The following is a 21,511-nucleotide window of genomic DNA, read 5'->3' on the forward strand; positions in this document are numbered from 1 at the left end:
AAAAGATCTAATAGATGACATGCTCGTTTCCAGTTGGTACGTTGCCGGTAAGTGCACCTCGCGGGCTGTCCGTTTCGAGGGTTCGTCGCTGGTCGATCAGTCCTCTGGCTGAACGAAAACACCCGATTCGAACTTCTAGCGTCGAATCAGGCCGTTACCACGGCGATCGATGACGGCACTCCCAGAATTTCGAATTATGTTTCGGCTGTCAACGACAACCGTTCCCCACCACAACATATAACACACATACGCAGAATCTAGCGACCAGAACGGAGGTTTGTGAATGTCTACCGTCGATACAGTGATCGATCGTGGCCGGGGGATGACCACCGAGCAGTTGCTCCTGCTCGTCGTCGGACTCGGCGCGTTCCTGTTGCTCGGAGATCTGATCATCGGAATCCTCAACGGAACGTACAGTATCTCACGTGTCGCTCGATACGTGGTGGAAGGAACGCTCTACGGACTTATCATCGGGCTCGCAGGGATCGGACTCTCGATGACCTACAGCATCCTCAACTTCGCGAACTTCGCACACGGGGACTACGTGACGTCGGGAGCGTTTTTCGGGTGGGGTGTTACGTATCTCGTTGCCGGCTGGGGGGCCGCTAGTTTCGGTCACTTGGTGCTCGTCGCCCCACAGCGCGGCGTCGGTGGGGCACAACTCGAGATCGCGATCACCTCGACGCCGTTCGCGATCATGGCGGGGCTGCTCGTCGCCGGCATCGGCACGGCGCTTTTCGTGTACTTGATCGACCGAATCGTCTACAAGCCGATGCGTGGCTCGGGGGGGATTCCGCTGTTGATTACGAGTATCGGTGTCGCCTTCGCACTCCGCTACATCATCGTGTTCGTCTACTCGAACCGTACGCGCGGAACGACCCTCGGTGGGCTCCCCTCGTTCGATCTACTGTTAGTCGACGGCTGGGTCTCCATCGACGTCCACGACGGCACGCTGATCGTCGCTGCCGTGGCGCTCATGCTCGGCGTCCACTTGATGCTTCAGCGGACGAAACTCGGGAAAGCGATGCGGGCGATGTCGGACAACAGGGATCTCGCGCTCGTGACCGGGATTCCGACCGAACAGATCATTCGCTGGACCTGGATGATCGGCGGCGGGTTAGCCGGGAGCGCCGGCTACCTCATGGTGCTGTGGACGGGAACGATCGACTGGCAGTTCGGCTGGCTGCTCCTGTTGTTGATCTTCGCCGCGGTGATCCTCGGCGGGATCGGGTCGATCTACGGCGCCATCTTCGGCGGGCTAATTATCGGGATCAGCATGCACCTGTCGATGGTGTGGCTCCCCGGCGGTGACTTTACGACCATCACGGCGTTCCTGATCATGATTCTCGTCTTGATGATCAAACCATCCGGTCTCTTCGGAGGGAAGACAACAGCATGAGTACGAACACTACGGACAGGCGAGCCCAACTGGAATCGCTCTGGGAACACGACGCCGTCAAGATCCTCGCGGTCTTCGGCACGATTTACATCACCTACGCGCTGGTCGGCCTCGCGCTGGGGTACTCGCTCGACGGGATCGTCAACACCCTGCGGCGGATGACGTACCTGATCGCCGTCTACGGGATGGTGACGCTGGCGTTGAACCTCCACTGGGGGTACACCGGCCTGTTCAACATCGGTATCGCCGGCTTCATGGCGGTCGGGTTGTACGTCACGATGATCCTGGCGAAACCCGCCGACCCGACCGGCGCCGCCCAGTACGCCGGACTCGGACTGCCGATGCCGATCGCCATCATCGGCGGCGTCGTCGCCGCCGGACTCGCGGGACTGATCGTCGCGATTCCGGCGCTCAGGTTGCGCGCTGACTACTTCGCGATCACGACGATCGCGTTCGCCGAGATCGTTCGGCTCGGGATCACCTCCGGAGCGTTACAGGAATTCACGATCTTCGGCACCGAACTCGGCACCGGCGGCGGTCGCGGACTCATCCGGAACTACGGCGACCCGATGAACGTGATATTCGAACTCGAGGTGTTCAGTTCGTTCGTCGATCTGACCAACAGCCTGTTCGGGTTCGGGCCGACGCAGGCGCGGGCGCTCGCCTACTCGATGGTGCTGGTGCTGGTGCTCGTCGGGATCTACTGGCTCATCCAGCGAACCAGTCGGTCGCCGTTCGGTCGCGTGCTGAAGGCGATTCGCGAGGACGAGGAAGCGGCCCAATCGCTCGGGAAGAACACGAACCACTTCAAGATCAAGGTGTTCGTGCTCGGCTGTGCGCTGATGGGGCTGGCCGGCATCCTCTGGCGCTTCCGTCGGACGGGCGTCACGCCGGAGGCGTTCCGCCCGCACGTGACGTTCTACATCTGGATCGCGCTGATCATCGGCGGTGCGGGCTCGAACACCGGCAGCGTGCTCGGATCCGGACTGTTCGTCGCCATCCTCTTCGAGGGGCCGCAGTACTTCCGCCGACTCGTCGATCAGGTCGTCACGTTCGGCGACGCGCCGAACACGTTCGCCGGCTCCGTCGCACCGATCCTCTCGGGGGACGTCGCTCCGTTCGTTCGGTACACCTTCGAGGAGTTCACGACGCTCCAGTTCGTCCTGATGGGCGTCGCGCTCATCGTCCTCATGCATCGTCGGCCCGAAGGATTACTGGGCCATCGTGAGGAGACGGCGGCGGCGATACCGTTGACGAGACGGCCGGGCGACGAGAGCACCGCCGGCCGCGGAGGTGATTCGTCGTGAGCGACACCGAAATCGAATCCCCGGAAGTACCGAACGACGCTGCCGACCCGGACCCACAGCGAAACGACATCGAACTGTCCGTCGACGGACTCGTCAAACGTTTCGGCGGGATTACCGCCGTCGACGGCGCGAGCTTCGAGGTCGAATCCGGCGCGATGACCGGACTGATCGGTCCGAACGGGGCCGGGAAGTCGACGACGTTCCACTGCATCACGGGTATTCACCGCCCCGACGGCGGCACGGTTCGGTTTCAGGGACGGGATATCACGGGTATCAGACCCTACGAGTGTGCCGACTACGGACTCGTCCGAACGTTCCAGATCGCCCGCGAGATGGCCAACATGACGGTTCTCGAGAACCTGATGCTCCCGGCTCAGAATCAATCGGGTGAACAGCTCTGGCGATCGGTGCTCCCGTTCGCCCGCCAGGAGGTCGAACGGGAGGAACGCGAACTGCTCGAGCGCGTGTGGGAGGTCCTCGAGTTCTTCGAGATCGAACACATCGCCGAGGAGAAGGCGGGCAACCTCTCGGGCGGGCAACGAAAACTGCTCGAGATGGCGCGGGCGCTGATGATCGAGCCGGAGATGCTGTTGCTCGACGAGCCGTTCGCGGGCGTCAACCCGACGCTCGAACACAAACTCCTCGATCACATCCACGAACTCCGCGAGGAGGGCTACACCTTCCTCATCGTCGAACACGACATGGACCTTATCATGGAGAACTGCGAACGCGTTATCGTGATGCATCAGGGGTCGGTGCTGGCCGAAGGGGCGCCCGAGACGATCACGTCGAACGAGCAGGTTATCGAGGCCTACCTCGGAGGTGAGGTCTGATGTCGATGCTCGACGTGAACGGACTCGACGCGGGCTACGGCGACCTGCAGATCTTGAGCGACGTCGACCTAACCGTCGCCGAGGAGGAGTACGTGGTCATCGTCGGACCCAACGGAGCCGGGAAGTCGACGGCCATGAAGTCCGTCTTCGGGCTGACGACGTACATGGGCGGCTCGGTCGAGTTCCGAGAGGAAGAGATCACCGGCCGCACGCCCGACGAGATCATCCATCAGGGGATCGGCTACGTTCCCCAGAACGACAACGTCTTCGCCTCGTTGACGGTCGAGGAAAACCTCGAGATGGGGGCGTACATCTTAGACGAGGTGCCCGAGGACGCACTCGAGAGCGTCTACGATCAGTTCCCCATCCTGCGGGAACGAAAGGACCAGAAAGCCGGCTCGATGAGCGGCGGCCAACAGCAGATGGTCGCGATGGGCCGTGCGCTGATGCTCGATCCCGATCTGCTGTTGCTCGACGAGCCGAGCGCCGGGCTGGCGCCGGATCTGGTCGACGAGATGTTCGATCACGTCGACGCGATCAACGACAACGGGACCGCGCTGCTCGTCGTCGAGCAGAACGCGAAGAAGGCGCTCCGGCGCTGTGATCGGGGCTACGTGTTGGTCCAGGGCCAGAACCGCTACGTCGACTCCGGCGACGCGCTGTTGAACGACGAGGAGGTCCGCCAGCAGTTCCTCGGCGGCTAATCGTCGGCTGTTCTGGTCCCGGTTTTTCTGTTGACTTCACGGTGGCTCGAGCGAACGCTGGCTCGATACCGTTCTCTACGGTTCTGTTGAAATCCTTTGCGGGAGTCCCACCTCTGCGGTCAGTACAGGGTTTCTACGAATCGGTCGATAGAGGGGGCGTTCTGTGGTAGCAGTCTTATTACCCAGAAGACATTTGAATTGATGACAGATATTATGAAGTGTGAAGAGACGCTCATTGCTGGTTGCGGCAGGAACCACTCTTACTGTCCTGACTGCTGGCTGTTCAGATGTTGTATCCGACGATCAGCAGCAAGATTATGAGTTTGGAATCTATAACGGTTCACAGGACTCCCATACGATTACAGTTCGAATTGGAAGTTCTTCGGAGGGCCACTTTCAAGAAGAAGTGTTCGAGATGGACGCTGAGACAGCCAACGAGAATGTCCCAGTAGAGGACACCCCCTCCCGTATCTATCTCGAAATAGATTCGTCTGAAGAGCTGTCGTTTCCGTGGCCAGCGTCGAACAGCGAGTCGGGAAGTATAGCCTCGAAGGCAGACATTTGGTACGAACTGTCACTCGAACAGGATATTCTGATTCAAGAGGGATAGGCAGTTTAGCCCCACCCGATACGTGTGCAAGTGTAGTGAGCGTGCGTTTCACACTAAAGTACGTCTGAAGAGGAGGATTTCAAAGGGTTCATCAGTTCGATGTGACCTCGGAAACAGCCGAACGACGGTCGCGATAGCTCGAGTGAGTCGTCCCTCGACACCGACGCAAAAGAAATCGGATCTATCCTCGGTCGTCTCAGTCCGACAGTGCCGACTCGAGTTCGCCGCTGTAAGAGCCCTGCTCGGATTCGAAGGAGACCTGGTTGAGTCCTTCGCCGCCCTGTTCGTCTTCGAACGCGCTGACGAACTGCTCGGACAGCTGCTGACCGTAGTCGTTGTTGACGTACATCGTTGCGACCGTCTCTGCACCGAGGCGGTTCGCCGCCACTTCGGCCATGACCTGTCCCTGAAGCAAGTCGCTGGGAGCAGTTCGGAAGAAGTAGCCGTCGTCGTCGATATCCGAGAGGCTGAGCGCCGTACTGGACGGCGAACACTGGACGACGTTCGCACTGCTGCTGTCCCCGACGAACGAGACGGTGTTCCCGGACGACCCCGCGCCGACGATCGACGGGTAACCGGCGTCGATGAGGGCACCACCGTTGCTGATGGTGGTGTCCTCGTCCGTCTCGGTGTCCTCGACCTGCAGATCGATGTCGAAATCGGTGCCGTCGAACTGGTCTGCGGCGAGTTCGCCCGCCTGAACCATCGGTGTTCCGAGCTGTCCCAGGTCACCCGTCTCCGGAAGCAACATCGAGACCATCACGTCGTCGCGGTCCGTTCCGCCGGGGGAGTCGTCGTCCATCTCGCCGCCGGGGTCCGATCCTTCGAACGTGACGGTATCGACCGTCTCGATACCGTCGCCACCGAGTTCCCAGACGTCGTAGGCCGCCTCCGCCGGGTCGCCGACGTCGTCGAAGTCGACGGTACTCGAGGCACCCTGGTAGTTGATGTCGTCGCCGTCGGCAGCCGCTGCGGCCGCCTCCTCGAGTTCGCCCGGTCCGTACTCGTCGCCGTTGGGGTTTGCGATCCGTCGCATCTGCCCGCGGATCGCTTCGCCGTCGTTCTCGCCGGCCGCAATGTTCGCCAGGATACACACGGCGACGGCGTCGAATGTGTGTGCGGTGAAGACCCCAGGGGTCGCGTCGTACGCGTCTTCGTAGAGGTCGGTGTACGCGTCTTCGTTCGGCCCGTCAGAGGACGGACCCGTCCCGGTGACGTTCTCCATGTCGTTCCCGACTTCGTTCGGCAGGTCGCCGTCTTGCATCCCGTCCGGGACGATGATCTCGGTTCCGTTGTCGTGGTCGGAGTAGAAGTCTCGGAAGATCTGAATTCCACTCTCGGGGTAACCGATGATGTTCAGTACGTCTGGTCCGTCACCGCCGACCTCGTCTTCGTCCCCAATACAGCCGGCGAGGCCGACTGTACCCACAGCACCGATACTACTCAGCACGCGTCGTCGGTTGAGTCGCTGCACCATGGGTAACAGTGGCAATACCTCATATATATGTCTTGTGTGAACGGAGACCAACGTCGATTCGTCAGCTAGAGGGGGTATTGTCCGACAAATACCGGGAATTACCGTTCGTATCGGCCGGTATTCGGTACGTAGCTGTGCGTACTGACGACGGCGCAATGTGAGAGGACCTGGTTCGACGAAGGCTCTCCTGGCTGGCCGTGATAAAGTTACACACACCCACGGCCGGGATAATACTACGAGTTACCGAACGCTTTTGAGGAACGTGGTCGTTGCCTCGGGCAATGAACGGGAGGGTTCATCAATGACCATGGAGGATCGGATCGACGAACTCGAGGAGCTTCGCGAAGAGGCCCGTCTCGGCGGTGGTGAGGAGCGAATCGAGAAGCAACATGACAAGGGGAAGATGACCGCTCGCGAGCGGATCGACTACTTCCTCGACGAGGGAACCTTCACCGAGTTCGACCAGCTTCGAACCCACCAGACCAGCCAGTTCGGGATGGAGGAAAAGAAGGTGCCCGGCGACGGCGTCGTCACGGGCTACGGGGAGGTCAACGGGCGCACCGTCTTCGTCTTCGCCCACGACTTCACCGTCTTCGGCGGCTCGCTCGGCGAGGTTTTCGCCGAGAAGATCTGTAAGGTCATGGACATGGCGATGGAAGTGGGCGCTCCCATCGTCGGACTCAACGACTCCGCCGGCGCCCGCATTCAGGAGGGCGTCAAGAGTCTCGCCGGCTTCACCGAAATTTTCCGCCGAAACCAGGAAGCCAGCGGCGTCGTCCCGCAGATCTCCTCCATCATGGGCCCCTGTGCGGGCGGTGCGGTCTACTCGCCGTCTATCACCGACTTCATCTTCATGGTGAAAGACACGAGCCACATGTACATCACCGGCCCCGGCGTCACCAAGACCGTCACCGGGGAGGAAGTCACACATGAGGAACTGGGCGGCGCGATGACCCACGCCGGGAAGACCGGCGTCGCCCAATTCGCCTGCGAGAGCGAAGAACAGGCCCTGGACGATATCAAACGACTGCTCTCTTACCTCCCCCAGAACAACGTCGAGGATCCGCCGCGCGTCGAGCCGTGGGACGATCCCGACCGCCGCGACGAGGAACTCAAGTCGATCGTTCCCCCGAGCCCCCAGAAGCCCTACGACATGACCGACGTCATCGACAGCGTCGTCGACGAGGGCTCGTTCTTCGAGGTGGCGGACAACTTCGCCAAGGAGATCGTCGTCGGCTTCGGCCGTCTCGACGGTCGCTCGGTCGGCCTCGTCGCCAATCAGCCCCGCGTCAACGCCGGCACGCTCACCGTCGACTCCTCGATGAAAGGGTCCCGATTCATCCGTTTCTGTGACTCCTTCAACATCCCCATCGTCACCTTCGTCGACGTCCCCGGTTACATGCCCGGGACCGACCAGGAACACCGCGGGATCATCCGCCACGGCGCGAAGCTCCTCTACGCGTACTCGGAGGCGACCGTCCCGCTGCTGACCGTTATCACCCGCAAGGCCTACGGCGGCGCCTACTGTGTCATGGCCTCGAAGAACCTCGGCGCCGACGTCAACTACGCCTGGCCGACCGCCGAAATCGCGGTTATGGGCCCCCAGGGCGCGGTCAACATCCTCTACCGCAAGGAACTCGCCGAGTCCGACAACCCCGACGAACTGCGCGACGAACTCATCGAGGAGTACCGCGAGGAGTTCGCCAACCCGTACACTGCAACGGACAAGGGCTTCCTCGATGACGTCATCGTCCCGACCGAGACCCGACCGCGGCTGATCGACGACCTCGAGATGCTCGAGACGAAACGCGAACAGAACCCGGACAAGAAACACGGCAACATCCCACTGTAACGCATGGCATCCCAGAAACAGGCCGAGCCGAGCGATTCGGGTGGGTCCGCGACGGACGAGGGACGCGAGACGGCCGCGAGCGTGCTGCCGGCCGGCGCCAGTCTCGATATCCCCGACGATGCGGACGACGAGGAAGCCGCGGCGATCGTCGCGGCCGTCGGTGCTCACCTTCACGACCACGCGCTGGCGGTCGCCGCCGCGGCGGCCGCGGACGGCGAGGAGACGTGGGACGAGAAGCGCTGGGCGTTCGCGGGTCGGATTCGCGACCAGCAGTCACGAACCGTGCGCGTCCCACGCGATGCGCCGACGAACGCCTGGTCGGCTGCCGGGCGAACCGATCGGTTCTGACGCGGGTTCGGCCGCTGTCTTTCGCTGTCTCAGCCTCGAGTCGTGCTCTGTGTATCGAACGCAGGGTCGTCCGGAGCACCTCGAATCCGCCGTTCCGCGTCTCCTCTCCTGCGGGTCAATGAATGCAATTAAGAGACCCCACACACAACCCCCGAGCATGGCCACGGAAACCGAGTCTACGACGGATATGGGTGTTGGACTGGCGCTCGCGCTCGGCGCAGTCGCGTCGATCGGTGCGCTGTTGATGTTCGTTGGTGCACCAGATATGACGGCTGCCTGGGGATTCGCGGCGGCGATGCTCTTTAGCTCGCTGGCAGTCGTCGGCATCCACCTCTACTGGGACTAACTCACACACCGGCCGAAACGCCGGTGACAGTCAGCGTAATCGACCTGAAACGGCCTATAAAAGTTAAGAGCAACGACGCCCTAGAGGCGACCACGGACGATGACCGACTACTCCAACGAAGAGCAGCGAATTCTCTCACACCTCCGAGAGAGCGCCGCCCGAGGTGAACAGTACTTCCGGGCGAAGAACATCGCGGACGCGATCGGATTGTCCTCGAAACAGGTAGGTGTCCGTCTCCCTCACCTCGCGGAGAAAGCCGACGAGGTCGACATCGAAAAGTGGGGCCGTGCCCGTTCGACGACCTGGAAAGTCACCATCAGTTGAATCCGCATACCACGCACGGTTTCACGCGTCCGGACGTCGATCCCCGCTCGGTCCACGGTCTTTTTAATAGTGACTCACGCAGGTAGAGCCATGACTGTACGGGTCGACCGTTCGTTCGAGCTGTCGGCATCACCCGAGCGCGTCTGGGAGTTCATCGCCGACCCGGAGAACCGGGCCCAGGCAATCAGCGTCGTTCAGGAGTACACCGTCGACGACCCCGAGGGTCGGCGAGTAACCTGGCACGTCGAACTGCCCATCCCGCTCGTCCGCAAGACCGTCGCCGTCGAGACCGAAGACGTCACTCGCGAGCCGCCGGAGTACGTCGAGTTCGTCGGGAAATCGAAAGTGATGCAGGTCACCGGAAAACACGAGATCGTCGAGACGGAAGCAGGCTCTCGGCTCGAGAACAACTTCACCGTCGACGGCAAACTCCCCGGTGTCGAGAAGTTCTTCAAGCGCAATCTGGACGGCGAACTCGAGAACCTCCGTCGGGCGCTCGAACGGGATATCGAGCGGACTCGGTCGGAGGAGTCGTGATGGCGGCCTCGACCGCGGACGGACTCCGGATCGCTCTCGCCCAGCTCGAGGTCGAACCCGCCGAGATCGACGCGAACGTCGAGCGAGCGCTCGAGGCGGTCTCGAGCGCCGCCTCCCGAGGTGCGGACCTGGTCGCGCTTCCGGAACTGTTCAACGTGGGCTACTTCGCGTTCGACAGCTACGAACGCCTTGCCGAGCCGTTCGAGGGGGAGACCTTCACGCAGCTGCAGGAAGCCGCGGCCGAGCACGAGATCGCCGTCCTCGCGGGAAGCATCGTCGAGGATCTGGCCGCCACCGAGACCGTCGCGACGCCCGCCGAGGAGGGGCTCGCGAACACGGCCGCGCTGTTCGACTCGAGCGGCGCGTTACAGCTGGTCTACCGAAAACACCACCTCTTTGGCTACCAGTCGGCCGAGTCGGAGCTGCTCGTGCCCGGCGAACGCATCGAGACCACCGAAATCGGCGGCGTCACCGTCGGCGCGACCACCTGCTACGACCTGCGATTTCCGGAGCTCTACCGACGGCTGATCGACGCCGGCGCGGAACTGGTGCTCGTGCCGAGTGCGTGGCCCTATCCGCGGATCGAACACTGGGAGACGCTTTCACGTGCCCGTGCGATCGAGAATCAGTGTTTCGTCGCGACGATCAACGGTTCCGGCGAGTTCGACGACGCCGACGCGACGCTGCTCGGCCGCTCGACCGTCTACGACCCCTGGGGGACCGCGCTTTCCTCGAGCGGTGACGAGCCGACGCTGGTCGTGAGCGACATCGATCTCGACTCGCTCGAGCGCGTGCGCGAGGAGTTTCCGGCGCTCCGAGATCGACGGCTGTAGTCTCGAGGCGCAGAATCGACGACTACCCCCGGCCGATCGCGGATGAAACCATCAGACGACGAGACGATCCCGCGACCGCTGACTTTTTATCCCGTGGCGGTAATTATTCAAGTGCCGGTTGACAGGCGCTTTTCACGTCACGACCGGCATTGCGCGTCGCTCCGGCCCGTCGCTCGCTCGTCTCCCGGGAACGAGCGACTCACTCCGCCCCACGTCTCGCCCACTCCCTCGTCCACATCCCTTTCGGACGAACTCACTCGAATTCGAGTACATAGCCGTTGCCCCATCCATCCAGCGGCGACCCGTTGCGAAAAAGTAACGTAGCCGGTTCGCGTCTGTTTTGCCAGGAATGTTCAGGAAGGTTCTCGTCGCGAACCGAGGGGAGATCGCCGTTCGAGTGATGCGAGCGTGCGAGGAGCTGAATATCGGCACGGTCGCCGTCTACTCCGACGCCGACTCGGACGGCGGCCACGTCCGCTACGCCGACGAAGCGTACAACGTCGGCCCCGCGCGAGCGGCGGACTCGTACCTCGATCACGAGGCCGTCATCGACGCCGCGCGGCGAGCGGACGCCGACGCGATTCACCCCGGCTACGGCTTCCTCGCGGAGAACGCCGAATTCGCGAGCAAAGTCGAAGCCGCCGACGGGATCACCTGGATCGGTCCCGCGAGCGACGCGATGGAGTCGCTGGGCGAGAAGACCAAGGCGCGAACGATCATGAACGAGGCCGACGTCCCGATCGTTCCCGGGACCACCGACCCCGTCACCGAACCGGAAGAGGTCAAAACGTTCGGCGAGGAACACGGCTATCCGATCGCCATCAAGGCCGAAGGCGGCGGCGGCGGCCGCGGGATGAAGGTCGTCTGGGACGAAAGCGAAGTCGAGGACCAACTCGAGAGCGCCCAGCGCGAGGGCGAGGCCTACTTCGACAACGACTCGGTCTACCTCGAGCGCTACTTGGAGCAGCCGCGCCACATCGAGGTCCAGATCGTCGCCGACCACCACGGAAACGTCCGCCACCTCGGGGAGCGCGACTGTTCGCTCCAGCGGCGTCACCAGAAGGTCATCGAGGAGGGGCCGTCGGCGGCCCTCTCGGACGAGTTGCGCGAGAAGATCGGCGAGGCCGCCCGTCGGGGCGTCTCCGCCGCGGAGTACACCAACGCCGGCACCGTCGAGTTCCTCGTCGAAGAGGAAGAGCGAGAGCCGGGCGAACTGCTCGGTCCCGACGCGAACTTCTACTTCCTCGAAGTCAACACCCGTATCCAGGTCGAACACACCGTTACCGAGGAGATCACGGGCATCGACATCGTCAAGCGCCAGATTCGGATCGCCGCCGGCGAGGAGCTCGACTTCGCACAGGACGACGTCGAGATCGACGGCCACGCGATGGAGTTCCGGATCAACGCCGAGAACGCGGCCAACGACTTCGCGCCGGCGACCGGTGGCACGCTCGAGACCTACGACCCACCGGGCGGCATCGGCGTCCGCATGGACGACGCCCTTCGCCAGGGTGACGACCTCGTCACCGACTACGACTCGATGATCGCCAAACTCGTCGTCTGGGGCGAGGACCGCGACGAGTGTATCGAGCGCTCGCTGCGCGCCCTACGGGAGTACGAGATCGCGGGCATCCCGACGATCATCCCCTTCCACCGACTCATGCTCACCGACGAGGAGTTCGTCCAGAGCACCCACACCACGAAGTATCTCGACGAGGAGATCGACGAGAGCCGAATCGAAGAGGCCCAAGCGCAGTGGGGCGGCGACGTCGGCGACGGCGGAAGCGGCGACGACGAGGAGACCGTCGAACGCGAGTTCACCGTCGAGGTCAACGGCAAGCGCTTCGAGGTCGAACTCGAGGAACACGGCGCGCCCGCCATCCCGGCCGGCGACGTCGACGTCGGTGGCGGCGGCGCTCAACCGCCACAGCCCGCGGGCGGGGACAGCGGCGGAAGCGAACTCGAGGGCAGCGGCGAGACGGTTGACGCGGAGATGCAGGGGACGATCCTCGACGTAAAGGTCGAGGTCGGCGACGAGGTCGCCGCCGGTGACGTGCTGGTCGTCCTCGAGGCGATGAAGATGGAAAACGACATCGTCGCCTCCAAGGGCGGCACCGTCACCGAGATCGCCGTCGAGGAAGACCAGAGCGTGGATATGGGCGACGTGCTGGTCGTCCTCGAGTAGGGCGGCTTCGGTCTCGAGGTGGACGAGTACAGTTCTCGAGTCGAGGCGATTCGATTGCGTCGATTTCTCCGGTCGATTCGACTCCCGCAGGTCGAACTAAGAGCCGGTTCTCAGCGCCGATCGGGATTCGATTCTGGTTCCGTCAGTGAATATGTGCGGGCCAGCAGTGAAGGGGAGAGGCTCGAAACGACCGGTGCACGCGGTCTCGAGCGGTTTCCGCTCGACGCCGCTGCGACGACACCGTGTCGCCCGGTCGTCACCGGACGATCGGTGCGCGGGTGAACGCCGAACGATCGGCTCGGGTGCCTCCGGAGCGACACCGGACTCGGGGTGGTGCCCGGCTCCGGCGTCTGACTGGTCAGTCATTGGTGCTCCGGCCACCCGCCGACCCGTTCCCGGCCTCGATCGCGACGGCTGGTATCGTTCGCTGACTGCGACTATTCTACTGCGGTGCGTCTCGAACCGCTCTGCTCACTTCGATCCAGCACGCGCCGCCGCAGACGGTTCGATCGTCGGCGTTCGTTCCGATCAATCGCCCACGGAGACGCCGTCGCTCGAGTCCCACGGCAACGGTCCGTCGTAGGCGTCGGGGACGAACGGACAGAGCGGATCGCTCTCGAGCGGGTCGCCGGTGTGGGCGTACGCGCGGGAGCGACTGCCGCCGCAGACGGTTCGGTACGGGCAGGCGCCGCACTTCCCCGTGAGTTGGTCGCGGTCGCGCAACGACTCGAAGAGCGGTGATTCCCGGTAGATCTCGCACACTGGTCGATCGCGAACGTTACCGGCCGATTCCGGGAGAAATCCCGAGGGAAAGACTTCGCCGGTGTGGCTGACGAACGCGAAGCCGTCGCCGGCGACGATACCGGTGCGCCGCTCGAGACCGGGATTCGACGTTTCGCCGTCGGGATTCGCAATCGCTCCCCGCTGCTGGCGCTGGATCGAGACCCGTCGGTACTGTGGGGCTTCGGTCGTCTTGAGCCCGAACGGCTCCGTCTCGCTCACCTCGTCCAGCCAGGCCATCACCGCGTCGGCCTCGGCGGGATCGATCGGCTCGAGAATCGACCCTCGGCCGATCGGCACGAGGAAGAAGACGCTCCACATGACCGCGCCGATTTCGGAGAGGAGGTCCCGGATGGCGGGGAGTTCCCCGACCGTCTGCCGGCAGACGGTCGTGTTGACCTGCACCGGGAGCCCAACGGCTCGAGCGTCCGCGACGGCCCGAATCGTCTCCTCGAAGCTGCCAGTTTCGCCCCGAAAGGCGTCGTGGCTCTCGGGCGACGCGCCGTCGATGCTGACGGCCATCCGTTTGAGCCCGGCGTCGGCCATCGCCCGAATTCGATCGGGCGTCAACGAGTGGGTCCCACTCGGCGTGATCGTCATCCGCAGGCCCAGATCGTCGCCGTAGGCGATCAGCTCCTCGACGTCGTCCCGAACGAGCGGGTCGCCGCCCGAGAGGACGACCAGCTGGCCGTCGCCGAAGGCAGCGGCCTGCTCGAGCAGCCGTTTTCCTTCCGCGGTCGAGAGCTCGTTCGGATGGCGGTTCGGCCGCGCGTCGGCACGGCAGTGGTCACAGGCGAGCCCGCAGGCCTGGGTGAGTTCCCAGATGAGCACGAGCGGTCGCTCGGCCGTGTCGAGGGTACCGGGGCGCATCGTCGGATATCGACGACGATCGGTTGAATAGCTCTCCGTCGTTCCCGGCGGTCGGGAACACCGCCGAACGCGTTCGGTACGCAGGCGAAGAGTTCCCACGAGATGGGAGTTTGGGTGAACGCTCTTCGGCCGGATTCCCTACGTCCCCGCATGGTCGAGAAGGCACGACGCGAGCGTGTAGATGCGGACGAACGGGGGAATCCAACCCAGCAGTGGGAGGTGTTCTGTCGGGACGAGTCGGGCGATCCGCTGCGTCACGTCGGCAGCGTGGCCGCAGCCAGCGGTACGGAGGCCCACGAACACGCCTCGAGGCTGTTCGGCTGGTACGCCGTCGACCTCTGGCTCTGTCCGGCCGACGACGTGGAACGGTACTCGACGCGGGGGCTCGAGTCGGACGCTGACGAACCGAACGACGGTGACGGCGACCGTGACGAGCACAAGGAACCGCGCGTTTACGAGGGAACTGAGGGCGAACCTCGCGAGGGGGAGGGCCGGGTGACCGACGCGTGATCTCGATCAGCAAACTCCTCTGCGACCTCGACGCCGAGGGCGACGGCCTGCGCTACGACGCTGCGGCCGGCTCCTCGAAGCCCCAGATCACCGCGGACAAACAGCGCAAGCCGGTCGTGGTCTGGAACGCGACCCGTCGGTGTAACCTCTACTGCTCGCACTGCTACGCCGGCGCCGACCTCGAGGCCGCGCCGAGCGAGTTCTCGACGGACGAGGCGAAGGCGTTCCTCGCACAACTCGCCGACTACGGGGCCCCGGTCGTCCTCTTTTCGGGGGGCGAACCGCTCGTTCGCGAGGATCTGGTCGAACTCGTCGATCACGCCGCGGACCTCGGCCTCCGGCCGGTGCTCTCCTCGAACGGCACGCTGCTCACGCGGGAGAAAGCCGCGACGCTGCGAGACGCCGGACTCCAGTACGCCGGCATCTCGGTCGACGGTCTCCCCGAGCGAAACGACCGGTTTCGAGGGCGAGACGGCGCGTTCGAGGCCGCCGTCCGGGGCATCGAGAACTGTCTCGAGGTCGGCCTCAAGACCGGGCTTCGGTACACGATCACCGAGGCCAACGCGCCCGACCTGGAGGGCGTCGTCGACCTGCTCGCCGAGAAGGGTCTCGACCGATTCTGCTTCTACCACCTCGATTACGGCGGCCGCGGGGCCGATATCGTCGACGTTGATCTCTCGCCCGCGGCAAAACGCGAGGCCGTCGAGCGCGTCGTAGACCTCACGCTCGACTACCACGACCGCGGCGAGGAGATCGAGACGCTGCTGGTGGGCAACTATGCCGACGCCGGCTTCCTCGTCGAGTACGCCCGCGAGGAGTTCGGCGAGGCGAAAGCGCGGGCCGTTTACGACCACCTCGAGCGAAATGGCGGCGACCCGACGGGCGAGCGAATCGCGGACGTCGACTACGCGGGCAACGTTCACCTGACCCAGTTCTGGCAGGGGTACAGTCTCGGAAACGTCCGGGATCGGCCGTTCGGCGAGATCTGGGAGGACGAGTCGAATCCGCTTCTGTCCGCCCTTCGAAATCGGGAGGACCACCTAACGGGAGCGTGTGCGGACTGTCGCTACCGATCGATCTGTCGCGGCGGCTCCCGACTCCGAGCGCTGGCGACGACGGGCGACCTGTTCGCCCCCGACCCGCAGTGTTACCTCCGCGAGGACGAACGGCGCGGCGGCGGACCGGCCGGCGGCGTCGCGGACTGAGACGGCTGCCGAGCGCGATTCCGGGCCCGCACAAGAACGTCGGCCGCGACCGGCTCACTCGCCGCCGACGTGGACGCGAGTCACGTGTCCGCCACAGCCACACTGGTCGACGTACTCGAGCGAGAGGCCGTCGAACGTCCCCTCGAGCGCCTCCCAGAGATACGCCTCGGGCCGTCCGTGATTGCGGTGCGTGACGAGGTTAACGTGCGTCCCGTTCGCCGTCGCATCGACCGCGTCCACGGCCTGTTCGACGACGAGGGAACGGTCCGCCGCGTGGTAGGGTTGCTCGAGGTTCGCCGACCACGAGACGTCGTGATCGCGTCGGGTTACGGGTTCGATGATCGGGTCGGCGCTGTTGCTCATATTCGATACGTCGGTACTGCCGACAGTAAGCCCTGAGACGAACGGGTTCGGGACGCGACGGCTGTGTCGCGTGGCCGAGCGGGTCACGGCGCGAACAGGAACGGATACAGGAGGGCGATTCGGTCGCCGTCCTCGAGTCGCGTCTCGAGACCGTCCAGGTTGTCGCTGAACTGCCCGTCGAGACAAATCCGCCCGTAGGGTCTGGACCGATCGCCGTCGGGCGGTCGCCAGCCCGGAAACTCGCCCGGCGGACGGGCCCAGACTCGCGCCATCGGATGGGGCTCGCGTTCCGGGTCGACGGCGAAGAACGCCTCGAGGTCGTACGTCGCGGCGAACGCCGCGAGAAACGTTCGGAGTCGGTCGCCCGCGAAGGTAAACTCGAGTTCGTGGCTGCCGACGCGCTCGCGAACGCGGCCGGTGCAGCGAACGTCGACGGTCGTCGTTCCGTCGGCCCGACCGGAGTTGATCTCGGCTGACATCGTGTGCGAGTGTGTCCGCGTCGGACCCAAACCGTTGCTCCGAACCCGTTCGGGTGCCGTCTCAGCAACAGAACATGAACGGGTAGATGAGGGCCACGCGGTCGCCCTCCTCGAGTTCGGTCTCGAGCCCCTCGAAGTGTTCGTTGAACCGGCCGTTGATGCAGACGCGAGCGAACGCTCGGGTCTGTTCGCCTTCGGGGTTCTTGCGCCAGGTACCAGGCAGTTCCTCGGGCGCGGGCGCCCAGCCGTGGGCGGTCGCCTCCGCCTCGGTTTCGGCGATCAGCATCTCCTCGACGTCGTACTCGCCGAAGAAAGCGTCGAGGAACTCTCGGAGTCGGTCGCCCGCGAAGGTGTACTCGAGTTCGTGGTTGCCGACGGCGTCGCGAACGTGGCCGGTGCAGCGGACGGTGACGGTCGTTTTCGGCTGTTTCTCTTCTCGCGCGTCTTGGTGAACCTGCTCGGCGGTCATATCCGATCGTACGGCCGCGAAGCGCAACCGTTCGATCCCGAACGTGTTCGGACACAACTGGACGGCGGTGGATACCCGACTGTCGGATATGAACCGGATTCGAGGCGACCTCCGAACGGACCAGCAACCGCCGATGGCGATCCCGCTCGGCCACTTCGTCGTCGGACTCGCCTTCCTCGTAGTGGGCGTCGTCGGCGGGACCGTCATGGCCGTCACGACGGTCCCTGGGCTGTCGAACGCGGCGCACGTCCACCTCCTGTTGATCGGCTGGATCGCGATCACGATTATGGGGGCGATGACGCAGTTCGTCCCCGTCTGGTCGGGGGTCGCGATTCACTCTCGACGGCTGGCGGTCGCACAACTCGTCCTCGTCGCCGTCGGCGTAGTCGGCTTCGCGACGGCGCTGCTCGCGACGGCGCTGTCCTGGCTCCTCGTCGCGGCCGCAGCCCTCCTGTTCGGGCTCTGGATCTTCGTCTACAACGTCGGTCGAACGCTGGTACGGGCGCGGCCGTTCGATCTGACCGAGCGACACTTCGCGTTCGCACTCGGCTGTTTCGCCCTCGCCGCACCGCTCGGATTCCTTCTGGCTCTCGATTTCACGGTCGGCGTTTTCGACTCGACGTTCGTCGACAGAGGCGACGTCCTACTGATTCACGCGACCTTCGCGCTCTTCGGTGCCGTCCTCGCGACGATCGTTGGCGCGCTGGCCCAACTCGCGACGATGTTCACCCAGACCGATCGAACGCCGTTCGACGACCGGCTGCTCAGACTCGAGCAACTGCTGTTTCCCGCCGGTCTGCTCGTCTTCGCCGTGGGTCGCGGACTGGCCGCTGAGTCGCTCGCTCGAGTCGGCGCACTCGCCGTCCTCCTCGGCCTCGCCGCGTTCACCGTCGTTATCGCGCGCCAACTGGCACGATCGACCGTCGATCGCTCGCCGATGACCGCGCGGTACTGGGTGGTCGCAGCGTCGCTGTGGGCCTGGATCGCCCTCACCGTCTCCGCGTGGTGGCTCGAGCCGGCGAGCTACGCGACCCTGTTCGGCCACCCCGACGCGACGACCCTGCTCGTCTTCGGCGTCTTCGGGTTCGTCGTCGTCGGCTCGCTCTACCACATCGTCCCGTTCATCATCTGGCTCGAACGCTACAGCGACCGACTCGGCTTCGAGCGGGTACCGATGGTCGACGACCTGTACGACGCACGACTCGAGCGGGCCGACTTCTGGCTCACGCTCGTCGGCTTGCTCGGCATGACCGCTGGGCCGCTGTTCGCGCTGCCAACCGCGATGACGGTCTCGAGTGCGGTGCTCGCCACACTCGGGTTCTGCCTATTCGTTCTGAATATGCTGCTGACGCTCCACCGACACGCACCCGACGGGATCGGTGGGGTGCTCGCGAGAAGCCTTCGAATCGGTTCCACCGTGGACGAGACTGGCGATCGCGAAACTCGGGAGGATGTCGGAGGCGTTGGGCCTCGTCTGTAGCCACAAATGGTGAGTTGCATCCGTCTCTCGATCGGTTAGCGGGCTTTCATTTACACGGACGGAGAGTTCGGTATCGATCCGGTTTCCCGAATCGAGCGCTCGAGTCGCTCGAGCGACGCGTCGAGCGCGTCGGCTTGCTGGTGTGACGGGTGAACGCGAACGCGGACGAGATCGTACTCGTGGCGGCTCGCGAGACCGTTCCACGCACGAAACGCACCTTTGACTAGCGCGTCTGCCGCCGGACAGAACTCGGTCGTCGAGGTGAACTCCGCCCGCAAGACGGCGGGTTCGTCGGCATCGACGGCGTAGCGAAAGCCCGCGTCCGGATGTCGTCGGTCGAGGTTGAGACGCGCGAGATTGTAGCCGAACGTCGCATCGTAGACGCCGCGTTCCTCGAACAGGGCTCGAGTGAGGCGGTGAAAGGCGGCGTGTTCGTCGCCCGTGAGCACGGCGTGTCCCTCGAGGAACGGACCGGGTTCGGGGACGTGATCCAGATCGAACGCGTCCCACCCGTCGAAGCCGTCGGTCGTCCGCTCGGTCTCGGTCGTCGGGGATGGATCTGTCGCGAAGGGGTTCATGACGACTAGCCATAGAGTCGGGCTGTTCCAGTAGGTGATCCCGAACATATTCGAAAAAGGTACCATTACAATGGCTGCCTGTACGATTGATAGACTTACGCTGATTGTTTAGGATACTATCTATGTACTTATCTCAAACTCTTACTCGAGCAAAATATGGGCTCTAATGTATACATATATACTTTAGTGAACGCTACTGGCCAACAAGGTGAGGTTGGGGCCAGAGGATTTATAATCAGTGACTGTAAGAGTCTGGCCAATGCTACTCTCAGTCGACCGATCGGATACCGCTGCCGTCCACTCAGTCAGTTTTGACGTAATTGCTGCGATCGCCGAACGTGAGGGTGTCGACCCGATGGATATCGAACCGCCGGAGTACGAAGCGCTGTACGATGCGATCAACCCGGAAGCCCTCGATACACTTTTCGCGCCGCGAGAGGACGGCAGCCCTCGAGCCTCCGGCCGCGTCGAATTTCCGTTCTGTGGCTATCTCGTCGTCGTCTCGAGTGACGGTGACGTAGACGTCGAAGAGCTGAACAACGGGAGATAAGGGTCGGTATCGAGGCGGTTCGTCGTAGCCGCTGAGCGACACTCCTCAGTCGCTTGCCCCATCGATCCGATTCCGCCACTCGCCCGGAATCGATTCGGACTGCCCCGTTTCTCGATCGACGAGCACCTGGACCGTTCGTGCCGTCGCGGCCGGTTCGTCGTCGGCTCGAATTTCGTACGCCATCGTCAGACTCGAGGACCCCAGTTCTGCCACGCCTACTGCGACGGTGACCTCGGCATCGCTTTCGATCGGTCGGATGTAGTCGATAGTGAGGCTCGCGATTACGGTTCCGACGTCGGTCAGCGAGACGCCGATAACGTCCTCGAAGTACGCCTCTCGAGCCTCCTCGAGAAACGTCGCGTAAATCGCGTTGTTGACGTGGCCCATGAAATCGAGGTCGCGGAGGCGAACGTCGATACCAATCTCGCACTCGTAGCTGTTGTCTGGATCACTGTTCTCGTCTGACTCGCCGCGCTCGTCGCTCATCGTTTGTTCTGTACCGAGTACTGTGCCCTATACGTTTCCTCGGCGCTGCGAAATCCTCTCGGCTCGCTACTCGCCGGCACAGGCCGCTTCGAAGACGGTCTCGTGAAGCCGGTCCGTGACGATCTCCATCAGCGGTTCCATGTTCTTCGTGTCCGCTCGGTTGTACTCGACGAGCGTCTCGAGTGCCGCCTCGTCGCCGCGTTCGTACTCGTGCCAGAGCCGGACGGCGTCACGTCCGGAGAGATCGGGCATGTCTCGATCGATTCCGAGATCCTTCTCGATGGCCTTCAGTCCGCCGTCGAGCCCGATCTTCTTGCAGGGGTACATGAGATCGACGTGGGGCGTCGCGACGTCGATATCGTAGCAGGTCTCCAGGAACGGCACGTCGAAGCGCTGGCCGTTGAACGTCACGAGCAGCGAGGACGCTTCGAGTTCGTCCTCGAGACGCTGACTCGTCAGGTCCCGGCCCTGGACGAAGGTCTTCGTCTCGCCGCCGCGGTGGACGCTGACGGTCGTGACGTCGTTACAGCTCGCGTCGAGACCGGTCGTCTCGATGTCCAGAAAGCAGGTGTTCTCGCGGACGTTCTCGTAGCAACGCCAGCGGCTGGCCGCGGGCAGCGCTTCCGTGAAAACGGAGACGTCGCCGCGCTCGAGGTGGGTTCGGCCCTCCTCGATGAACGACTCGATCCGGTCGGCGACCGTGTCGCCGACGACGCTACCGTCGAACTCGTCCCAGTGGGTGATCCCCTGTTGCCACAGCTTGCGTTCGGTGGTTTCCCCGACGCCGCGGACGGGAATGAAACTGTTCTCGATTCGCACACCAGTGTCAGGGGGCCGAGCGAACTAAAAGCGATTGGATCCCTCCGAGGAACTGTCGACTGTGGGTCGGACTCGAGTTCGTCGGACGGGGGCGAGCCTACGCACTGTGGACGGATCGGACACGGGTTGCAGATGAACCGGAGACGATCTACAAAGGAGTCACAGAC

The 21,511-nt window shown here is 63.6% G+C and carries 24 protein-coding genes; 16 read left to right on the forward strand and 8 right to left on the reverse strand.

Annotated elements, in window-relative coordinates; translation table 11 throughout:
• The first annotated feature begins 283 nt into the window (after nt 1-283).
• The 5 genes from BLT08_RS11205 (at nt 284) to BLT08_RS22560 (ending at nt 4,853) form a co-directional block, all read left to right on the forward strand.
• On the forward strand, nt 284-1,399 hold the full coding sequence (locus BLT08_RS11205) for a branched-chain amino acid ABC transporter permease (RefSeq protein WP_090306608.1): 1,116 nt from the start codon (nt 284-286) through the stop codon (nt 1,397-1,399).
• Nucleotides 1,396-2,706 (forward strand): branched-chain amino acid ABC transporter permease, encoded by a 1,311-nt coding sequence (locus tag BLT08_RS11210; protein WP_090306612.1) that lies wholly within the window; start codon nt 1,396-1,398, stop codon nt 2,704-2,706. Before BLT08_RS11205 ends, BLT08_RS11210 begins: the two co-directional genes overlap by 4 nt.
• Entirely contained in the window at nt 2,703-3,539 is an 837-nt protein-coding gene (locus BLT08_RS11215) for an ABC transporter ATP-binding protein (RefSeq protein ID WP_090306617.1), read from the forward strand. Before BLT08_RS11210 ends, BLT08_RS11215 begins: the two co-directional genes overlap by 4 nt.
• On the forward strand, nt 3,539-4,243 hold the full coding sequence (locus tag BLT08_RS11220; RefSeq protein ID WP_090306622.1) for an ABC transporter ATP-binding protein: 705 nt from the start codon (nt 3,539-3,541) through the stop codon (nt 4,241-4,243). Before BLT08_RS11215 ends, BLT08_RS11220 begins: the two co-directional genes overlap by 1 nt.
• A 220-nt stretch (nt 4,244-4,463) precedes the next feature.
• Nucleotides 4,464-4,853 carry a hypothetical protein gene (locus tag BLT08_RS22560; RefSeq protein WP_139171299.1) on the forward strand — a complete coding sequence of 130 codons (390 nt, stop codon included), beginning with the start codon at nt 4,464-4,466 and terminating at the stop codon, nt 4,851-4,853.
• A gap of 196 nt (nt 4,854-5,049) precedes the next feature.
• On the opposite strand, the gene BLT08_RS11230 is transcribed toward BLT08_RS22560, so the two are convergent.
• Entirely contained in the window at nt 5,050-6,330 is a 1,281-nt protein-coding gene (locus BLT08_RS11230) for an ABC transporter substrate-binding protein (RefSeq protein ID WP_090306634.1), read from the reverse strand.
• A 307-nt stretch (nt 6,331-6,637) separates the two neighbouring features.
• Between BLT08_RS11230 and BLT08_RS11235 the strand changes: the two genes are divergently transcribed.
• The 7 genes from BLT08_RS11235 (at nt 6,638) to BLT08_RS11265 (ending at nt 12,755) form a co-directional block, all read left to right on the forward strand.
• A complete protein-coding gene (locus BLT08_RS11235) occupies nt 6,638-8,182 on the forward strand; it encodes an acyl-CoA carboxylase subunit beta (RefSeq protein WP_090307683.1) in 1,545 nt (514 codons plus the stop codon).
• Between the two features lie 3 nt (nt 8,183-8,185).
• Complete coding sequence (locus BLT08_RS11240; protein WP_090306638.1) at nt 8,186-8,530, forward strand: DUF8022 family protein; 345 nt, start codon at nt 8,186-8,188, stop codon at nt 8,528-8,530.
• Nucleotides 8,531-8,687: 157 nt separating this feature from the next.
• A complete protein-coding gene (locus BLT08_RS11245; protein WP_090306643.1) occupies nt 8,688-8,876 on the forward strand; it encodes a DUF7525 family protein in 189 nt (62 codons plus the stop codon).
• A gap of 99 nt (nt 8,877-8,975) precedes the next feature.
• Nucleotides 8,976-9,200, forward strand: coding sequence for a DUF7123 family protein (locus tag BLT08_RS11250; RefSeq protein ID WP_006091498.1), 225 nt, complete (start codon nt 8,976-8,978; stop codon nt 9,198-9,200).
• Nucleotides 9,201-9,290: 90 nt separating this feature from the next.
• A complete protein-coding gene (locus tag BLT08_RS11255) occupies nt 9,291-9,737 on the forward strand; it encodes an SRPBCC family protein (RefSeq protein WP_090306647.1) in 447 nt (148 codons plus the stop codon).
• Nucleotides 9,737-10,570: a carbon-nitrogen family hydrolase gene (locus BLT08_RS11260; protein ID WP_090306650.1), complete on the forward strand. Its 834-nt coding sequence runs from the start codon at nt 9,737-9,739 to the stop codon at nt 10,568-10,570. The genes BLT08_RS11255 and BLT08_RS11260 overlap by 1 nt, the downstream gene beginning before the upstream one ends.
• Nucleotides 10,571-10,919: 349 nt before the next feature.
• Nucleotides 10,920-12,755, forward strand: a complete 1,836-nt coding sequence (locus BLT08_RS11265) for an acetyl-CoA carboxylase biotin carboxylase subunit (protein ID WP_090306654.1) — start codon at nt 10,920-10,922, stop codon at nt 12,753-12,755.
• A 528-nt stretch (nt 12,756-13,283) separates the two neighbouring features.
• Here the strand turns inward: BLT08_RS11265 and BLT08_RS11275 are convergent.
• Nucleotides 13,284-14,405, reverse strand: a complete 1,122-nt coding sequence (locus BLT08_RS11275; protein ID WP_090306660.1) for a TIGR04053 family radical SAM/SPASM domain-containing protein — start codon at nt 14,403-14,405, stop codon at nt 13,284-13,286.
• A gap of 150 nt (nt 14,406-14,555) precedes the next feature.
• On the opposite strand from BLT08_RS11275, the gene BLT08_RS11280 reads away from it, so the two are divergent.
• Entirely contained in the window at nt 14,556-14,915 is a 360-nt protein-coding gene (locus BLT08_RS11280) for an Htur_1727 family rSAM-partnered candidate RiPP (RefSeq protein WP_090306663.1), read from the forward strand.
• Nucleotides 14,912-16,120 (forward strand): TIGR04347 family pseudo-SAM/SPASM protein, encoded by a 1,209-nt coding sequence (locus BLT08_RS11285; protein WP_090306666.1) that lies wholly within the window; start codon nt 14,912-14,914, stop codon nt 16,118-16,120. Before BLT08_RS11280 ends, BLT08_RS11285 begins: the two co-directional genes overlap by 4 nt.
• A gap of 54 nt (nt 16,121-16,174) precedes the next feature.
• On the opposite strand, the gene BLT08_RS11290 is transcribed toward BLT08_RS11285, so the two are convergent.
• The 3 genes from BLT08_RS11290 to BLT08_RS11300 form a co-directional block, all read right to left on the reverse strand.
• On the reverse strand, nt 16,175-16,483 hold the full coding sequence (locus BLT08_RS11290) for a CGCGG family putative rSAM-modified RiPP protein (protein ID WP_090306670.1): 309 nt from the start codon (nt 16,481-16,483) through the stop codon (nt 16,175-16,177).
• Between the two features lie 83 nt (nt 16,484-16,566).
• The gene (locus BLT08_RS11295; RefSeq protein WP_090306674.1) at nt 16,567-16,962 is read right to left on the reverse strand and encodes a hypothetical protein; all 396 of its coding nucleotides are present in this window, start codon (nt 16,960-16,962) and stop codon (nt 16,567-16,569) included.
• A 61-nt stretch (nt 16,963-17,023) separates the two neighbouring features.
• A complete protein-coding gene (locus BLT08_RS11300) occupies nt 17,024-17,431 on the reverse strand; it encodes a MoaD/ThiS family protein (protein ID WP_090306677.1) in 408 nt (135 codons plus the stop codon).
• Nucleotides 17,432-17,519: 88 nt separating this feature from the next.
• On the opposite strand from BLT08_RS11300, the gene BLT08_RS11305 reads away from it, so the two are divergent.
• A complete protein-coding gene (locus tag BLT08_RS11305) occupies nt 17,520-18,911 on the forward strand; it encodes a hypothetical protein (RefSeq protein ID WP_245724198.1) in 1,392 nt (463 codons plus the stop codon).
• 50 nt (nt 18,912-18,961) lie between these two features.
• Here BLT08_RS11305 and BLT08_RS11310 read toward each other — a convergent pair whose 3' ends face one another.
• The gene (locus BLT08_RS11310; protein ID WP_394328196.1) at nt 18,962-19,537 is read right to left on the reverse strand and encodes a DUF7998 family protein; all 576 of its coding nucleotides are present in this window, start codon (nt 19,535-19,537) and stop codon (nt 18,962-18,964) included.
• 211 nt (nt 19,538-19,748) lie between these two features.
• Here BLT08_RS11310 and BLT08_RS11315 point away from each other — a divergent pair, with 211 nt between their 5' ends.
• Nucleotides 19,749-20,039 carry a DdfA family disk-determining factor gene (locus BLT08_RS11315; protein WP_090306681.1) on the forward strand — a complete coding sequence of 97 codons (291 nt, stop codon included), beginning with the start codon at nt 19,749-19,751 and terminating at the stop codon, nt 20,037-20,039.
• 45 nt (nt 20,040-20,084) lie between these two features.
• Here the strand turns inward: BLT08_RS11315 and BLT08_RS11320 are convergent, their stop codons facing one another.
• Together BLT08_RS11320 and BLT08_RS11325 are read right to left on the reverse strand one after the other, a co-directional pair.
• Nucleotides 20,085-20,525 (reverse strand): acyl-CoA thioesterase, encoded by a 441-nt coding sequence (locus tag BLT08_RS11320; protein WP_090306686.1) that lies wholly within the window; start codon nt 20,523-20,525, stop codon nt 20,085-20,087.
• Nucleotides 20,526-20,591: 66 nt separating this feature from the next.
• Nucleotides 20,592-21,344, reverse strand: a complete 753-nt coding sequence (locus BLT08_RS11325) for a ribonuclease H-like domain-containing protein (RefSeq protein ID WP_090306690.1) — start codon at nt 21,342-21,344, stop codon at nt 20,592-20,594.
• Nucleotides 21,345-21,511: the final 167 nt, after the last annotated feature.

Source organism: Natronorubrum texcoconense, from assembly GCF_900100335.1.
Classification (GTDB): domain Archaea; phylum Halobacteriota; class Halobacteria; order Halobacteriales; family Natrialbaceae; genus Natronorubrum; species Natronorubrum texcoconense.

Bases quoted from the DNA above. Each gene is read 5' to 3' on its own strand.
- BLT08_RS11205 (WP_090306608.1), top strand. From the start codon at position 284: ATGTCTACCGTCGATACAGTGATCGATCGTGGCCGGGGGATGACCACC.
- BLT08_RS11210 (WP_090306612.1), top strand. From the start codon at position 1,396: ATGAGTACGAACACTACGGACAGGCGAGCCCAACTGGAATCGCTCTGG.
- BLT08_RS11220 (WP_090306622.1), top strand. From the start codon at position 3,539: ATGTCGATGCTCGACGTGAACGGACTCGACGCGGGCTACGGCGACCTG.
- BLT08_RS11230 (WP_090306634.1), bottom strand. From the start codon at position 6,330: ATGGTGCAGCGACTCAACCGACGACGCGTGCTGAGTAGTATCGGTGCT.
- BLT08_RS11235 (WP_090307683.1), top strand. From the start codon at position 6,638: ATGGAGGATCGGATCGACGAACTCGAGGAGCTTCGCGAAGAGGCCCGT.
- BLT08_RS11240 (WP_090306638.1), top strand. From the start codon at position 8,186: ATGGCATCCCAGAAACAGGCCGAGCCGAGCGATTCGGGTGGGTCCGCG.
- BLT08_RS11245 (WP_090306643.1), top strand. From the start codon at position 8,688: ATGGCCACGGAAACCGAGTCTACGACGGATATGGGTGTTGGACTGGCG.
- BLT08_RS11250 (WP_006091498.1), top strand. From the start codon at position 8,976: ATGACCGACTACTCCAACGAAGAGCAGCGAATTCTCTCACACCTCCGA.
- BLT08_RS11255 (WP_090306647.1), top strand. From the start codon at position 9,291: ATGACTGTACGGGTCGACCGTTCGTTCGAGCTGTCGGCATCACCCGAG.
- BLT08_RS11260 (WP_090306650.1), top strand. From the start codon at position 9,737: ATGGCGGCCTCGACCGCGGACGGACTCCGGATCGCTCTCGCCCAGCTC.
- BLT08_RS11265 (WP_090306654.1), top strand. From the start codon at position 10,920: ATGTTCAGGAAGGTTCTCGTCGCGAACCGAGGGGAGATCGCCGTTCGA.
- BLT08_RS11275 (WP_090306660.1), bottom strand. From the start codon at position 14,405: ATGCGCCCCGGTACCCTCGACACGGCCGAGCGACCGCTCGTGCTCATC.
- BLT08_RS11280 (WP_090306663.1), top strand. From the start codon at position 14,556: ATGGTCGAGAAGGCACGACGCGAGCGTGTAGATGCGGACGAACGGGGG.
- BLT08_RS11290 (WP_090306670.1), bottom strand. From the start codon at position 16,483: ATGAGCAACAGCGCCGACCCGATCATCGAACCCGTAACCCGACGCGAT.
- BLT08_RS11295 (WP_090306674.1), bottom strand. From the start codon at position 16,962: ATGTCAGCCGAGATCAACTCCGGTCGGGCCGACGGAACGACGACCGTC.
- BLT08_RS11300 (WP_090306677.1), bottom strand. From the start codon at position 17,431: ATGACCGCCGAGCAGGTTCACCAAGACGCGCGAGAAGAGAAACAGCCG.
- BLT08_RS11305 (WP_245724198.1), top strand. From the start codon at position 17,520: ATGAACCGGATTCGAGGCGACCTCCGAACGGACCAGCAACCGCCGATG.
- BLT08_RS11310 (WP_394328196.1), bottom strand. From the start codon at position 19,537: ATGTTCGGGATCACCTACTGGAACAGCCCGACTCTATGGCTAGTCGTC.
- BLT08_RS11315 (WP_090306681.1), top strand. From the start codon at position 19,749: ATGCTACTCTCAGTCGACCGATCGGATACCGCTGCCGTCCACTCAGTC.
- BLT08_RS11320 (WP_090306686.1), bottom strand. From the start codon at position 20,525: ATGAGCGACGAGCGCGGCGAGTCAGACGAGAACAGTGATCCAGACAAC.